This window comes from Candidatus Poribacteria bacterium, from assembly GCA_026706025.1.
Taxonomy (GTDB): domain Bacteria; phylum Poribacteria; class WGA-4E; order WGA-4E; family WGA-3G; genus WGA-3G.
Window position 1 is genome coordinate 31,306 of the sequence record JAPOZO010000010.1, and the last position, 15,479, is coordinate 46,784.

The following is a 15,479-nucleotide window of genomic DNA, read 5'->3' on the forward strand; positions in this document are numbered from 1 at the left end:
CAATATTAGGGTGAAACTTATGAATAATACCATTTCTGTTAATAAATCTCTCTTTATGTAGAATAAACTGTTAGTTTGTTCCGCATCGCTACACATTTCACGAAAACCAGTAATGTAACAATATTATTTGGAAATGGTATAAATAGACATTTTCACCCCTCGGTAGGCGAGGTTCCCTAATCTCGCCTACCGAGGGGTGTCTTATTAATTCTAAAACCTACTATAATACTTTTTTCAAACTGGCGTTTTCTAAGCCATAAACCTTTTTCAAACTCACGTGACTGCAAAGGAATTTGCCTAAATCTTAATATTTTAACCTTGTTTCCGTGATTTACGGCGTACGCGAAGAAACACTTTCTTCGCATTGGATTTTAGCGTTGGCAATACGCAGAAATACCCAAGCAAAAACACCCCAAATGCGCCCTGCATTCAGACAACAATTGACAAAATATTTACACACTCGGCTTGCGTCCGATTTTTTTTTGAATTTCATTATAAAATTGTGATATAATTACCAAGAAAATATGTCGATCCAACATTTTGACACAACCAACTATAGCACCTCACCTTACCTTAATGAGTGGGAGGGTTCCAACCGATATGAACATATTGAGATCAAAGTTTACAGTTTGTCTAATGATGTATCTGCTCTGTTTTGTGATGTTGATCCCGTTTGTCGCAGCAGATAATCATGGCGCAGAGGCACCAGTGAGTTACCATTCACAGATCGTCCCAATTCTCAAACGGAGTTGTCAAGGATGCCATCACCCAGGCGATCCAAACGGCGGCTTGGTTGTCACAACCTATACCGATCTCAAACAAGGCGGGATGGCGGGTGATGCAACAATCGTCCCGGAGAAACCCGATGACAGTCTCATCATTGCGCTCATCTCCGGCGATGAACCTGCAATGCCACAAAACATGGAACCGCTCTCTGCTGACGAGGTCGAGTTGTTTCGGCGGTGGATTCTTGAAGGCGCGCCCGATGACACACCCGCCGAAGTCGATGATATGGCGGAGGGAAACTATCCGATCTACACCGTACCGCCGGTGGTTACTGCGCTGGCATACTCGCCCGATGGCAGCACGCTTGCAGTATCAGGTGTCCGCGAAGTTTTGTTGTATGACACAGTAAATTTTGAACTTAAAGAGCGATTGGTGGGTAAAGCGCGTCGAATAGAATCGTTGACGTATACAGCAGATGGTAAAATATTGGGTATGGCAGGCGGATCCGCCGCACAATTTGGCGAAGTACAGCTCTGGGATACCGCAACGAACACCCTTATCAAAGCGATGCGCTCCAGTTATGATACGATTTACGGACTCTCTTTTTCGCCAGATGCCAGTCGTGTTGCTTTCGGATGCTCCGATCAAACAGTGCGTGTCCTATCCGTCGAAGACGAAAAAGAACTGATTAAGTTTGATAACCACAGCGACTGGGTTTTCGGTACTATCTTCTCTGTTGACGGTTCCCACTTTGTGAGTTGTGGGCGTGATACTGCCCTCAAATTGGTTGAGGTAGATACAGGCTCTTTTGTTGATGACATCAACTCCAGTAACAAAGGCTATGGTGAAATTAACACCATCGCACGGCATCCGACAGAAGACCATGTTCTAAGTGCTGGTGAAGACCGGATACCGCGGCTCTACAAAATCTTCCGTGAAATACGGAGGGATGTCGGAAATACAGACTTTAACCTCATCCAGGCCTACGAAGCACAGTCGGGGACAATTGAAGGTGTAGCATTCTCAGCAGATGGCACCCGATTTGCTACTGGCAGCGCAGGCGGCGAAGCGCGTATCTATAACGTAGCAGATGGGAAACGTTTAGCAAGCATGCAAGGCGATGCAGTCGGTGTCTTTGCGGTTTCGTTCCATCCTGATGGTACACAACTCGCTACAGGCGGTTTCGACGGAAAAATTCGGATATTCGATACCGCTTCAGGGAAATTGCTGAACGCCTTTATGTCTGTCCCGATTGAACCGGCAGGAAGTGAAGATGTCACGCTGGTCGTGTCGGGCATGACGTGAGGGGCATGTGTCGCAAAAGTGCAGGGTGCACTTACACAACACCAAAGCGTTATCAGCGTCCAAGTTTCTCTACCCGATCAAGCCGTCATTAAAGTCCGAAAAAACACCGCGACCGCGGACGATCTCGCGAACATCGTCAAGGAGACCGGATTCAGCGCGAAGGCGAAATAGGGCGCGAAGCATATTGGAGTTTCTCATGACAGTCCAAGAACTTCAGGAAATTATATCTCAGCGATTTGAGGTATTAGGAAACCATATGACTCAGCGGTTTGAAGCACTAGAAAATCGCCAAGACCGCCTTGATACGCGTATGGATCGTATGGAAACTAAACTTGATAAAGTATTAGAACTTGTCGCGATTCAACACGGCGAACGGGCATTTGCAATGCGTTTTTGGAAGCATGCCGCGTGGATCACTCCAACTGTTATCGCCCTTGCCGCCCTCATCAAAAGTTTCTTTCTCTAATCGGCAGACACACAGAGGTTGATGTATGCCTGCTAACACGCCAAATATACTCTGGGTTTGCACAGATCAGCAACGTTACGACACAATCGGTGCGTTGGGGAACCCGTTCGTGTCAACCCCGAACATTGATAGCCTCGTAGGAGGCGGAGTCGCCTTCACGCATGCCTATTGTCAAAGTCCTATCTGTACACCAAGTCGGGCGAGTTTTCTCACAGGCATGTATCCCAACGCAACACACGCGAATCGCAACGGAAACGATTTTTTTCCTAACGCGTATCCGCTTGTGACGCGTACCCTCACAGACATCGGTTATGATTGCGGGCTGATTGGCAAACTCCATCTCGCAAGTGCTTACCGGCGAATAGAGCCACGAACAGACGACGGATACCGCTATTGGCAATACAGCCATGCACCAAGAGACGACTGGGAACACGGACACGACTACGCAGATTGGGTGCGCTCGAAAGGCTATATTTTAGGTGAGTTGAATCGAAATCCAGAAGGCGTGCCAGCAGCGTTACATCAGACGACGTGGTGTGCGGAAAAGACAATCGAGTTCATCCGTGAAGAACGTGATTGTCCGTGGCTCGCAAGCGTCAACATCTACGATCCGCATCCGCCGTTTAATCCACCACAGACGCACCGAGAACGGTTTAATCCATCGGAGATGCCAGAGCCGCTTTTCCGAGATAGCGATCTCGAACAGCAGACCCGATTGCAAGCAGTTGATTTTCAGGCTAAAGTACGCACGCCAGATAATTTGGACATTCGGAGTCCTATCTTGCCACAAACACCGCGCCAAGAGACAGAGGCAGTCGGTGCGAGAGATGCCAAGACACTCAAAGCCGCTTATTACGCGATGATCCAACTCATTGACGAGCAGCTCGGCAGGGTGCTGGAAACGCTTGAGGAAACAGGGCAACGCGAAAATACCGTCATCATTTTCACCAGCGACCACGGAGAAACACTCGGCGACCACGGATTGATTCAGAAAGGCTGCCGATTCTACGAAGGTTTGGTCAGGGTCCCACTGATTTTTTCGTGGCAAGGGCAGTTTGTGAACGGTCTAAAAAGCGATGCACTCGTTGAACTCGTTGATAAAGCACCGACACTTTTGGAGTTAGCAGGATTAACACCACCTGAAGGCATGCACGGGCGATCGCTACTGCCTATCCTCCGAGGTGAAACCGATCCAGACCATCACCGCGACTTTGTCCGGTGTGAATACTATGACGCTGTCAATGGCCGCGACCATTCTTTCGCAACAATGTACCGAAATGAACGTTACAAATTAGTAGTTTATCACGGACACGAGGAGGGAGAACTCTACGACTTGATCGAGGATCCCGACGAATTTGACAACCTCTGGCATACACCCGATAAGCAGGACATCAAAATGGATCTGTTAAAACTAAATTTCGACGCGTCTATGTTTGCTATGGATATAGGGCCGCGCCGGGTGGGACCGATGTAAATCTAAAGGATGTTCTGCCGTATTATGCTTGAACGCAATACTATTCATTGTGGTGATACATTTACACTGCTGAAAGAGGTACAAGATGCTTCCGTAGATTTGATTGTATGCGATGGTCCGTATGGTGTAACAGAGAATTCGTGGGATGAAATTTCCTCAATTCAGGAATTTAACCTCGCACTCATCGAAAAGTTTACGCCGAAGTTGAAGGATGGCGGCGCGCTCTATCTGTTCGGTAAATCGGATTGTATTGACTTTATAGACTATCGAAAGTTTTTAAATCTTCGTTCAAAAATTGTATGGTATCAACCAAGCAGACTTGCACAAGGACGCATCAATTACACCAATAACTACGACATTATCTGCTATTTCGTCAAAGGCAAAAAGCCACAATGCTATAACTTGGATGCTATCAGAGTCTCGCAACTTGTTGAGTTAGAGCATCGACTTCGTTGTGAAAATGTGCCATCCGTGACAAATGGAAAATTTGGTAAGACGAAATACAATCCGAAAGGGAAGAATCCCGGCGATGTCTGGGGTGATATAAAGCAGCTAACCTATAAATCGAAGGAGTTAGTGAACAGGAAGGTACTCAATACGATCCAAAAACCTGAGCGGTTAATCGAGCGGATTGTATTAGCGAGTTCATCACCCGGTGATCTGGTGCTGGATCCCTTTGCAGGCGTAGGGACCTGTCCTGTGGTGTGTCAGCGACATCAACGGGATTTTATCGGGTTTGAAATTGAACCGAGTTTCGTGAAAATGGGAAACCAACGACTCCAAAAGTGCCAAAACAAACCGGACTTGCATTTATAAGTGAAGGCAAGCATGGTCTCTTGTGGCAGGGAAACCTTGTAAACCCGGTTTATCTCAAATGCCGAAATACATTTAGCGTTAATTTCGCAGATAGTTCCTTAAAATCCGCGTAATCTGTGTAATCCGCAAAAATCTGCGGTTCAGAATACTTTGACAAAAACGTGATTGCATGATATTATCTATAGATAGAGACATCAAAGAGAAGTCTGACTGTCCATCGATCCTATTTTTAAAATGTGCTATTATCGATACGCAAGTGAACACACTTTACCTTGCGTAACACATAAGGAGCGAGCATGGAACGGAAAATCGTAATTTATTTGACATTTCTTCTCTGTTTTGGTATAAGTATTGGTAATGCTGCAGTGGAAGTCGGGTTTATTAATCTCGGCAAAGAAGGTGATTTTACTGCACCGGCATTGGAATTTGCTGAAAAAACGTTCAAAACACAACAACTCGCGAAAGCAGACTTGAAGAGCAATACATTCAAGCAGTTCGCTGTTGTCTGGTGGCATGATGGCGATGAAGATCCGGGCGGATTATCCGACGCAGAAATTAATGCGTTCATGGATTATGCTGAAAGTGGCGGCGCAGTGCTTTTGACAGGCGCGGCGATCCGTTATGCTACGCCATTGGGATTAGAAGACGCGGAACCACGGAAATTTGGACCCGTTGAAGACGACGGAAGCAATGTCGGTATTATTGTCCTCAAAGAGACGTTGGAACTCGGGTTGACAGAAGGACTCGAGAATGTTGATGGGAAAACACCGGAAGTCGAGGATTGGATTCGGATCAATTCAACTGGATATCCAGTCAGTGGTGACTATTACGACAAAATTTGGAAGAATTTTACGACGCTTGCGCATGCTTGGGAGGGCGGTACCGATTACACGGATAGAATCGCAGCCTTCGGTTATTGGGAAGCTGGGGATGGTAAAGTCTTCAACATGAACTGGCGGATTCCGAATTTCCATAAGAACAACGAGAGTATTGATCATATAGAGAAACTTACAGAAAACGTTATCAACTGGTTAGCAAGTGAATCCGCATTCTTGGATGTTTCTGCTGGTGATAAATTGCCGATAGTCTGGGGACACTTGAAAAATCAGGAATAGCGCGGAATATTCGCTTGCGAATCTAAGAATAAAAAAATTCGGAAATTACGTCACATTCCCGCGCACCACAAGGTATCTGCACGTCACTGTGACGTTTAAAACATCACATGGACACAAAAATGCGGAACGTTTTAATATACTTCTCGATAATAACAACAAATTTTAGCACACAAACTACGTCAAAGAGGAATACTTTACGCATTGGAAACTATAAACGCTCAAAATGACCCACAATCGAGTCTACCTGAAGGGGTCAAAGCACGGCTCGATCAAGGAAACCTAACTGGAGATATAGCCTTTTCACCAGATGGCACGCAACTTGCTGTTGCCTGCGACATCGGGGTTTGGGTCTACGATGTAGAGAGCGCAATAGGGCTTAATCTCCTTGTGGAGCATAGAGAATACGTCAGATGTGTCGCTTACGCGCCTGATGGTGCCGCAATCGCAAGTGGGAGTATTGACAACACGGTCGTTTTGTGGGATGCAACCAGTGGAGCACCGACAGCAACACTCACAGGACATACTGACGCTGTTAGAAGTGTTGCCTTTTCTCCTGATGGGACCACGATCGTAAGTGGAAGTCCTGATGGTACGGTACGTCTCTGGGATATGAGCACAGGAGAAACTAAAAATACACTCACAATGGATCAGTTCTCTATTCGATCTGTTACGTATTCTCCTGATGGAAGTACAATTGCAGCTGGCAGTGGAGATGACACCGTACTACTCTGGGATGCTGCCACTGGGCAGCAAAAAGCTGCACTCACGGGGCATAAGCATATTGTCAATTCTGCTGTTTATTCTCCGAGTGGCGAAACCCTTGCCAGTGGGAGCACTGACCGCACGATTCGTTTGTGGGATGCGATAACAGGCGAACCGAAAAACACACTCACAGGACATAGAGGCTATGTCTGGAGTGTTGCATACGCGCCTGATGGCGCAACCCTCGCAAGTGCCAGTAGTGACGGAACGGTGCGTTTGTGGGATGCAAGGAGAGGTAAACCGAAAACCACACTCACTGGGCATACGGGTAGTGTTAGGAATGTCGCTTATGCACCTGATGGCAGTTTGCTCGCAAGTGCCAGTGAAGATAACTCCGTGCTGCTCTGGGACCTTTCGTAAACCATTCAGAACTTAGGCATCTTCCTTTGTTGGCGGGGTTTCAAACTGTGCCTGCCAAGGTGAAAAGATAGATTCGTAAAATTAAGCGGAAACCCGTTTTTCGGCAACGGAGAAAAACGGAGCGAAAACCCGATAGTTAAAAAATTGTTAGTTAGGTATCCAGTTTCGTTACGAAATTAAGCGGAAACCCGTTTTTCGACAACGGAGAAAAACGGGACAAAACCCAATAAGTAAAAATAGGGAGGACGGCGTTCCCTCCGTCGACTACAGCCGGAAGGTTCCACGCCGAATTTTTGATGAAACCCAGGTTTAACTTTGTAACTACACTCCTTGTTGCATTTGCCATCTGCTTCGCGTTTCAGTTAGCAGCGCAAAGTGAGATGGCGCGACCTGCGAGTACCGAAGTACCGACAGCTGAAGAATGGCTTGCAAGTGTCGCTTTAACGAAGTTGAGGGTTCATCCGGAGTCACTGACATTGGAGCATGCACGTGATGGCAGACGTGTACTCGTGTCAGGTAAGACAAAAGATGGCACATGGGTAGATGTAACACCGTGGGCTGTGCTAACACCCGCTACTGGCGCGGTGAAGGTACATGAAGATAGCTATATATTCCCGATGGCAGTTGGCGCAACGAAAATCATTGTTACTGTCAGCGGCGTGAGAGCCGAATTACCCGTAGAGGTCAAGAGTATGGAGGCCCCGCCTGTGAGTTTCGTACGGGATGTTATGCCACTCCTGAGCCATGCTGGATGTAATAACGGCACATGCCACGGTGCAGCGAAGGGTAAAAACGGATTCAAACTCTCTCTCCGTGGCTACGATCCCGATTTTGATTATGAACTCTTGATTGAGGATATATCCGGCAGACGCTTCAATAGGGCTTTCCCCGAACAGAGTCTAATGTTGCTGAAACCGACATCCGAAGTGCCACACAAAGGGGGGCAAGTCGTCGTACCGGGGTCTCGGGATTATGAACTCATCCACCAATGGATAGCAGAAGGGGCGAATTCTGATGTCGAAACCACACAGCGCGTTGAAAGGTTAGAGGTCTTACCCGATACCGCTGAACTTGCTATGCCGGGTATGAAGCAGCAGCTTATTGTCGTCGCACACTATCCCGATGGCACAACGCGAGATGTCACCCGTGAAGCAAAATTCACGAGCAGCGTCAATGAGGTCGCAAAGATCACAGATGACGGTGTGGTAACCGCAGAACGCCGCGGTGAAACCGCTATCCTCACCCGATATGAAGGTGCCTACAGCACAAACGGCATCATCGTAATGGGTGACAGAAGCGGGTACAAGTGGGTTCAAACGCCTGAGTATAACTATATTGATACACACGTCCACAATAAATTGAAGCGGATGAAAATCCTACCTTCTCAGCTCTGCACAGATGAAGAGTTTGTACGGCGTATCTATTTCGATCTGACAGGGCTCCCACCGACACCCGAACAGGCCCGGAGTTTCCTCGCGGATACTACCGCCTCTAAAGTCAAACGGGAAAAACTGATTGACACACTCGTCGAAACACCGGAGTTTATCGACCACTGGACACATAAGTGGGCAGATCTGCTACAGTCTAACCGCAAATTCCTCGGTGAACGCGGGGTCTGGCTCTTCCAACAGTGGATCCATCAGGCAATCGCACAGAATCGTCCGTATGACCAGTTTGTGCGGGACCTGATTACTGCAACTGGAAGCACCTACGCAAATCCCGCGGCAAGTTATTTCCGTGTATCCCGTGAATATACCGCTGCAGTCGAAAACACAACGCAGCTGTTCTTAGGTGTTCGGTTCTCATGCAACAAATGCCACGACCATCCGTTTGAAAAATGGACGCAAAACCAGTACTATGAACTTGGAGCGTTCTTCGCGGATGTCAATGTGAAACAGGGGCAGCTACCCGGAGATGAAATCGTCTACGCCAGTTACACTGAAACCCCTGTGAAACATCCCCGAACCTTAGCAGTGGTTGAACCCTCTGTTCCATTTGGTGAAGTTGCAGCAGAAACCGATAATAAGCAACAGATGCTCGCTCAGTGGCTCACCTCTAAGGAAAATCCGATGTTCGCACGCGCAGGGGCGAACCGTATCTGGAGCTACTTCATGGGACGCGGGATCATTGAACCTGTTGACGATATCCGCACGAGTAATCCGCCAAGCAACCCTGAATTACTCGACGCATTGACAAAGGATTTCGTGGACAGCGGATTCGATATCAAGCATATCATGAGAACGATTGTTCGTTCCCGAACCTATCAACAGAGTATCAAGACGAATAAGTGGAACAAGTCAGATACGATTAACTTCTCACACGCTGTCGCAAGACGCTTGACGGCAGAACAGTTGTTAGACGCTATCGGGGTCGCAACAGGAAGTCGACCGCGGTTCGAAGAGGTACCCAAAAACTTCCGCGCAGTCCAATTGCCAGACAGCAAGGTCAAAGATGATGGATTTTTGAAACTGTTTGGTAGACCCGAACGCGAAACTTCCTGCGAATGTGAGCGCACCACTGAGGTGAGTCTCGCACACGCAATGAATCTCATTAATGGACCAACGGTCGCAGAAGCACTCATTGATCCAAAAGGACGTATCGCACAACTCATCAAATCGAATCAGGATGACCGAGCTCTCGTTGAAGAATTATATCTCGCAACATTTTCTCGGTTACCAGAGAAGAGCGAATATGCAGTAGCGGTTGAACATATCGCGAACGCTGAATCTAAGGAAGAAGGCGCACAAGATCTGTTGTGGGCATTGATTAACAGTCCCGCCTTCTTATTCAATCGCTAAAATAGTCTTCAGTTATCAGTACGCTGCGCTTTCAGTTTTCAGTTAAGAGTCCTCTTATGGCAGTTAGACATATTTTCACTGCCACAGATGATTAACTGATAACCAATGACTATTCCTCTGCCAACTGAAAGGTTTTTCGCAGAAAAACCGAACTGAAAACCGACAACTACGAAACAATGGAGGAAACAATAGATGTTATCGTTACCACAACTGCCCGGACGCTTGTGTGACGGGTTCTCACGTCGTGAATTTCTACGTGTCGGTGGTGCGGCGATGCTCGGCATTTCTCTGCCACAGGTATTGTCACTCCAAGCGAACGCGAATACGGCAGTTGATCCCGCTAAACCGCTAAACGGATGGGGAAAAGCCAACTCGGTCATCCTTCTCTTTTTGCAAGGCGGTCCTAGTCACCTCGATATCTGGGATCCAAAACCCGATGCCCCTTCAAATATTCGCGGTGAATTCAAACCGATTCCTACCAATGTAAAGGGGATCCAGTTATCTGAGACGATGCCACGTTTGGCACAGCAGATGGACAAAGCCTGCTTGATCCGTTCGGTAAGCTACACACCAGCAGGGCTTTTCAACCACACCGCTGCAATGTATCAGATGGTTACTGGCGAAACGCCGGACAAAGTTGCTCCTTCTGGGCAGCTTGATCCACCTTCACCTGCCGACCATCCCAATGCCGCAGCGCATATCTCAAATTACCGACCACCCGATGAACCAATGCTCGCGGCGGTACAACTCCCACGTCCGATGCAAGAGAGTAATATCATCGGCAAAGGCGGGAACGCCGGGTTCCTTGGTAGAGCCTACGATCCGTACTTCCTCTTCCAAGACCCGAATCAGGATATTAACCTCGACGACTTAAGCTTGCGTCCAGAAGTGCCACCCGTGCGTCTGAAACGCCGGAAAAATCTCCTTGAGACGATTAACGCCAGTATGCCCGAAATTGATAAGGTGGCGGACTCCTACGCCTTGAACGAGTATTATGAGAAGGCGTACAACCTTATCCTATCCCAGCGGGCACGCAACGCTTTCGATCTGTCCCAAGAGTCAGATGAGATGCGCGATCGCTACGGTAGACACACCTTCGGACAGAGCGCGCTCCTCGCACGGCGATTGGTCGAGGCAGGCACTCGGTTCGTTCAGGTGAACTGGCCCTCTGTTGCCAACGGTGATCCAAACACCACAGCATGGGATACGCACGCAACCAACTTTGGTCCCTTGAAGAACCTTCACTGCCCGAAGTTAGATAGTGCTGTCTCCTCACTACTCGAAGACTTGGATCAACGTGGGATGTTAGAGGATACACTCGTCTTAGCGATTGGTGAATTCGGACGCTCGCCGCGGATGGGTATTAGTACCTCTGGTAATAGCAACGCTCCTGACGGACGCGACCACTGGCCCTATTGCTACACAGGGTTAATCGCAGGCGCAGGTGTCCAAGGCGGACAGGTTTACGGGAAGTCCGATACAACAGGGTCTACACCGCTTGAGAACCCCGTGCATCCACGCGACATCCTCGCGACGGTCTACCATACACTCGGTATTGATCCGCACACGATCGTCTACAACCATTTAGATCAACCACGCGAATTGGTGAAAGGCGAACCGATTGCCGGGATTTTCTAAAATAGTTTTCAGTCGTCAGTTGTCAGAGGAGAGGTTATCAGTAGGGGAACGCGTACGTTCCCTTTCGGTTAAGGGTTTTTGAAAGAAATCCGTACTGAAAACTGACGACTATTCCTCTGATAACTGGTGACTGATGACTACTAAAGAGGTAATCAAAATGCCTAACAAGTTATTTCGGAAGTCGAGGAGACGAGTCAGTTCCTCCACTTTCCGTCTTCCACTCAAATACTGTTTTCTCTCCCTGTCAATTTTTTTTCTAACAATTGGTTTCACACACGCCCAGGTTGTGCCAGCACTATCGACTGTCTCTCCGCAAGGCGCGCAACACGGACAGAACGTGGACATTACCCTCAAAGGTCAAAACCTCGACACGGCAACGGCGGTGTGGTTCAGTGGGACCGGCATTACCGCGGAAATTAGACAGGAAACGCAGCAAGCAGCTGTCCTCTTCAATGGCGATGGGATCTCTGGACGTATTCCTACCGACATGCAGTTGGTCGCCTCCTTAACGATTGACCCTAATGCACCATTAGGTATCCAACAGATGCGTATCGTTACGCCTTATGGTGTTTCCAACGCACAAAACTTCGTTGTCGGTAACCTACCAGAAATAAAGGAAAGTGAAGCAGCCGAAGAGACTGAGATGTCAAATTGGCTGGAGCTGCCGGTTACCGTCAATGGTGAAATCGCATCAATTGATGATCAAGACAGTTTCAGTTTTAGCCTGAAAAAAGATGCGAAACTTATCTGTGAGGTGACGGCGCAACGGATAGGATCGCCTCTGGATTCGTATCTCCTCCTCCAAGACGCTAATGGGGTTGAAGTCGCAAACAGTGGACAGGGCAACGGGTTAGATTCACTCCTAAATTACACCGCGCCTGAAGCAGGTAAATATACACTCCATATCCGCGATATCCGCTACAAAGGTGGAAACGGGTTCCGTTATCGGTTAAGTATCGGTGAATTACCTTACCTTGAGACAATTTTTCCGCTCGGCGGACAGCGCGGAACGGATAATACGATTGCCGTAACCGGCGCGAATCTCGAAACTGTTAACGCTATACAGGTCTCAATTAATGCCGAAACGCCGACAGGTGAACAGACACTCAGAGTAAAAACACCTTCTGGATTGACAAGCAATCCACACCTCTTCTCCATCGGAAGTTTGGCAGAAATGGGAGAAACTGAACCCAACAATACGGCTGAAAAAGCAAATACCGTAAACGCACCGATAACAATCAACGGAAAAATTGACGAATCCGGTGATGTTGATCGGTTTGCATTTGAGATAAAAGTACCTCAACTTCTCGTCTTTGAGGTGGAAGCACTCAGGCTCTCATCACAACTTGATGCACTCCTTACGCTCTATGGTGCAGAAAAACAGATGGAAGCCGCGACAGACATGGAAACCTACGATGCAGCGGAAGAACAGGTCTTGATGGTCAATGACGATGCCAGTGGTGCTGACGCACGCATTGAGTGGAATTTTACGGAAGCAGGAAAGTATTCTGTCGCCATTCGAGATCTGAACAACCAAGGCGGTGGGGCGTATTCATACCGTTTCAACATCCGTCCATTGGAACCAGACTTCACGCTCAGCGCAGTCGTGCTTGACAGCCAAAACCGTCCGTCTACTCTCGATAGCCCGCGCGTCAGTCAAGGTGGCACTTTCACAATGCAGGTTAACGTGAACCGTCTCGATAAACTCAGCGGTCCTATTCGCTTACACTGCCCTACCCTGCCGAAAACATTCGAGGTAAGTCCCGCTGTTGTTGAGACCGGTCAAGTCAAAGCTGTACTCACGGTGACTGCACCATGGGACGCGCCACTTGGGCTGATGCCGTTTTCCGTCGCTGGAGTCTCTGCAGTTGGCAGTCGTCAGGTAGAACGCACGGCCACACCTTCTCCAATGCTTCTGACAGTGATGAAGGCACCGGAGTACACGCTGACGCTCGCTGAAATTAGTGCAAGTGTCACACATAACAAAGCGGTCAACCTTCATGTGACGGCGAATCGGCGCGACGACTTCACAGGTCCTATTACACTTTCAGTGGTAGGCTTACCACCCCGCGTGACGGCAAAACCTGTCACTATTGCCGAAGGTAAAAATGAGGCAATCCTTTCAGTGAAGGCGGGAAGTTTTGAGCGGAGGGAACAGTTCTCTGTCGTACCCGTGCCGGGCATCAACTATATCTCTGTTGTAGGCACAGCGACGATCAACAGAGAGGCAGTTAGTCAGTCAACACCTGCTATCCCACTGACGATTCTTGAAGCACCCTTTATTGTGACGGTGGAACCTTTGCGCTTTAGCATCGTTTTCCCCGCAGCGGTAGCAGCAAATGATGACGCAGTGCCAGTTCCGCAAGGCGGCACCGTAGCGATTGCAGCGAACCCGACTGCAGATACCGAGAAGACTGAAATCGAAACGCCAGCGATAAAGGAGGCGATACTCACGCTGACAATTGTCCGGCAAGGCGGTTTTACGGATGAAGTTACACTGACACCGCTTGATTTACCAGAAGGGTTTACCACCGAGGCTGTCACTATCCCAGTGAATGAAACCGAAGTCAAAGTTCCCTTAAAAGTGCTCGGTTCTTTAGAAGATAAGACGTATCAGTTCAAATTCCGAGGTTCAGCAACCATCAACGGTAAAGCATTTGTACAGGATAGCCCTATCCTCAATGCGAAGATTATCCATTAAATAGTTATCAGTTATCAGTTATCAGTTAAAGAAGTCTGTAAAGCGTGCGAAAGTGTTTTTGCTTGGGTGTTTCCCCTAATAAAGTTGCTAACTTCAAAACTTTAGGCACTTTAGCACACTTCGCGACTTTCTTACTGAAGACTGATAACTGAAGACTGATAACCCTACATGATAGAAGCCCCCTATACACTTATCCATGAAGATAAAGCCACTGCAGCACGGGTTGGCAGACTCCACACAGCGCATGGTGTTGTGAATACACCTATATTTATGCCTGTCGGGACGCGCGGAACGGTGAAAGCGTGCACCCCGCAAATGCTATCTGACCAAATTCGGGCGGAAATTATTCTCGCAAACACCTATCACCTCTACCTCCGTCCTGGACACGAGATTGTCCAAGAGGCAGGTGGATTGCACGCGTTTATGGGATGGCAGCGTCCGATCTTGACCGATAGTGGCGGATTTCAGGTTTTTAGTCTCGGTCCGTTGCGAACAATTACTGAAGAGGGTGTCGCATTCCGTTCTACAATAGACGGCACTGAGCACTTTATCTCTCCTGAACGTTCAATCGAAATCCAGAATGCCCTCGGAGCAGATATTATCATGGTCTTCGACGAGTGTCCAGCATTACCAAACGATTACGCGTATCTTAAGGATTCCATGGAGATGACGTTGCGGTGGGCAGCACGCAGTAAAGAGGCGCATCAGAACCCTAAGCAACTCCTCTTTGGCATTGTGCAGGGCGGTATGGAACGCGACCTGCGTCAGGCGAGCGTGGATGGCACAGTCTCAATCGGTTTTCCGGGATATGCTATTGGCGGCTTAAGCGTCGGCGAAAAAAAAGAGTTGATGTACGAGATACTCGCGTACACTGCGCCGCTGCTACCAGACGAAAAGCCGCGTTACTTAATGGGAGTCGGTACGCCTGCAGACTTGGTCTACGGTGTACGCTGCGGGATTGATATGTTTGATTGTGTCATGCCGACCCGGAACGCCCGCAACGGATCCCTGTTCACAACAGATGGTATCATCCGTATCCGCAACTCAAAATACAGACGCGATTTCAGTCCATTAGATCCGGAATGTACCTGTTATACCTGTCAAAACTTCACACGGGCATATCTCCGACATCTACATATTGAAAATGAGATTCTCGGTTCGCAACTGCACACCTTGCACAATTTGCACTTTTACATCAGTTTAATGCGTGGAATGCGACGCGCCATCTGTGACGGGAGTTTCGCAAAACTTGCAGATGAACCGGATATCGGCGCGTTGGTGAAGTTAGGACAACCTGATGGTCATGTAGTTTAAAATC

The 15,479-nt window shown here is 48.3% G+C and carries 11 protein-coding genes; all 11 read left to right on the forward strand.

What is annotated here, in order from left to right:
- Window positions 1–600 precede the first annotated feature (600 nt).
- Window positions 601–2,031, forward strand: coding sequence for a hypothetical protein (locus tag OXH00_02275; protein ID MCY3739828.1), 1,431 nt, complete (start codon window positions 601–603; stop codon window positions 2,029–2,031).
- Between the two features lie 18 nt (window positions 2,032–2,049).
- Window positions 2,050–2,202: a hypothetical protein gene (locus OXH00_02280; protein ID MCY3739829.1), complete on the forward strand. Its 153-nt coding sequence runs from the start codon at window positions 2,050–2,052 to the stop codon at window positions 2,200–2,202.
- A gap of 25 nt (window positions 2,203–2,227) precedes the next feature.
- On the forward strand, window positions 2,228–2,497 hold the full coding sequence (locus OXH00_02285; GenBank protein MCY3739830.1) for a hypothetical protein: 270 nt from the start codon (window positions 2,228–2,230) through the stop codon (window positions 2,495–2,497).
- Between the two features lie 25 nt (window positions 2,498–2,522).
- Entirely contained in the window at window positions 2,523–3,971 is a 1,449-nt protein-coding gene (locus OXH00_02290) for a sulfatase-like hydrolase/transferase (protein MCY3739831.1), read from the forward strand.
- 24 nt (window positions 3,972–3,995) lie between these two features.
- Window positions 3,996–4,787 carry a DNA methyltransferase gene (locus tag OXH00_02295; protein MCY3739832.1) on the forward strand — a complete coding sequence of 264 codons (792 nt, stop codon included), beginning with the start codon at window positions 3,996–3,998 and terminating at the stop codon, window positions 4,785–4,787.
- Window positions 4,788–5,083: 296 nt separating this feature from the next.
- Window positions 5,084–5,902 (forward strand): hypothetical protein, encoded by an 819-nt coding sequence (locus OXH00_02300; GenBank protein MCY3739833.1) that lies wholly within the window; start codon window positions 5,084–5,086, stop codon window positions 5,900–5,902.
- Between the two features lie 201 nt (window positions 5,903–6,103).
- Window positions 6,104–7,024, forward strand: a complete 921-nt coding sequence (locus tag OXH00_02305) for a WD40 repeat domain-containing protein (GenBank protein MCY3739834.1) — start codon at window positions 6,104–6,106, stop codon at window positions 7,022–7,024.
- 296 nt (window positions 7,025–7,320) lie between these two features.
- Window positions 7,321–9,822, forward strand: coding sequence for a DUF1549 and DUF1553 domain-containing protein (locus OXH00_02310; GenBank protein MCY3739835.1), 2,502 nt, complete (start codon window positions 7,321–7,323; stop codon window positions 9,820–9,822).
- Between the two features lie 192 nt (window positions 9,823–10,014).
- On the forward strand, window positions 10,015–11,460 hold the full coding sequence (locus tag OXH00_02315; GenBank protein MCY3739836.1) for a DUF1501 domain-containing protein: 1,446 nt from the start codon (window positions 10,015–10,017) through the stop codon (window positions 11,458–11,460).
- A gap of 157 nt (window positions 11,461–11,617) precedes the next feature.
- Window positions 11,618–14,161 carry a pre-peptidase C-terminal domain-containing protein gene (locus OXH00_02320; protein ID MCY3739837.1) on the forward strand — a complete coding sequence of 848 codons (2,544 nt, stop codon included), beginning with the start codon at window positions 11,618–11,620 and terminating at the stop codon, window positions 14,159–14,161.
- Window positions 14,162–14,329: 168 nt separating this feature from the next.
- The gene (gene tgt / locus OXH00_02325) at window positions 14,330–15,475 is read left to right on the forward strand and encodes a tRNA guanosine(34) transglycosylase Tgt (protein ID MCY3739838.1); all 1,146 of its coding nucleotides are present in this window, start codon (window positions 14,330–14,332) and stop codon (window positions 15,473–15,475) included.
- Window positions 15,476–15,479 lie beyond the last annotated feature (4 nt).

What these genes read in the sequence shown, in the direction of transcription:
- OXH00_02275 (MCY3739828.1), top strand. Translation starts at nt 601, where the DNA reads ATGAACATATTGAGATCAAAGTTTACAGTTTGTCTAATGATGTATCTG.
- OXH00_02285 (MCY3739830.1), top strand. Translation starts at nt 2,228, where the DNA reads ATGACAGTCCAAGAACTTCAGGAAATTATATCTCAGCGATTTGAGGTA.
- OXH00_02290 (MCY3739831.1), top strand. Translation starts at nt 2,523, where the DNA reads ATGCCTGCTAACACGCCAAATATACTCTGGGTTTGCACAGATCAGCAA.
- OXH00_02295 (MCY3739832.1), top strand. Translation starts at nt 3,996, where the DNA reads ATGCTTGAACGCAATACTATTCATTGTGGTGATACATTTACACTGCTG.
- OXH00_02300 (MCY3739833.1), top strand. Translation starts at nt 5,084, where the DNA reads ATGGAACGGAAAATCGTAATTTATTTGACATTTCTTCTCTGTTTTGGT.
- OXH00_02310 (MCY3739835.1), top strand. Translation starts at nt 7,321, where the DNA reads ATGAAACCCAGGTTTAACTTTGTAACTACACTCCTTGTTGCATTTGCC.
- OXH00_02315 (MCY3739836.1), top strand. Translation starts at nt 10,015, where the DNA reads ATGTTATCGTTACCACAACTGCCCGGACGCTTGTGTGACGGGTTCTCA.
- OXH00_02320 (MCY3739837.1), top strand. Translation starts at nt 11,618, where the DNA reads ATGCCTAACAAGTTATTTCGGAAGTCGAGGAGACGAGTCAGTTCCTCC.
- tgt (MCY3739838.1), top strand. Translation starts at nt 14,330, where the DNA reads ATGATAGAAGCCCCCTATACACTTATCCATGAAGATAAAGCCACTGCA.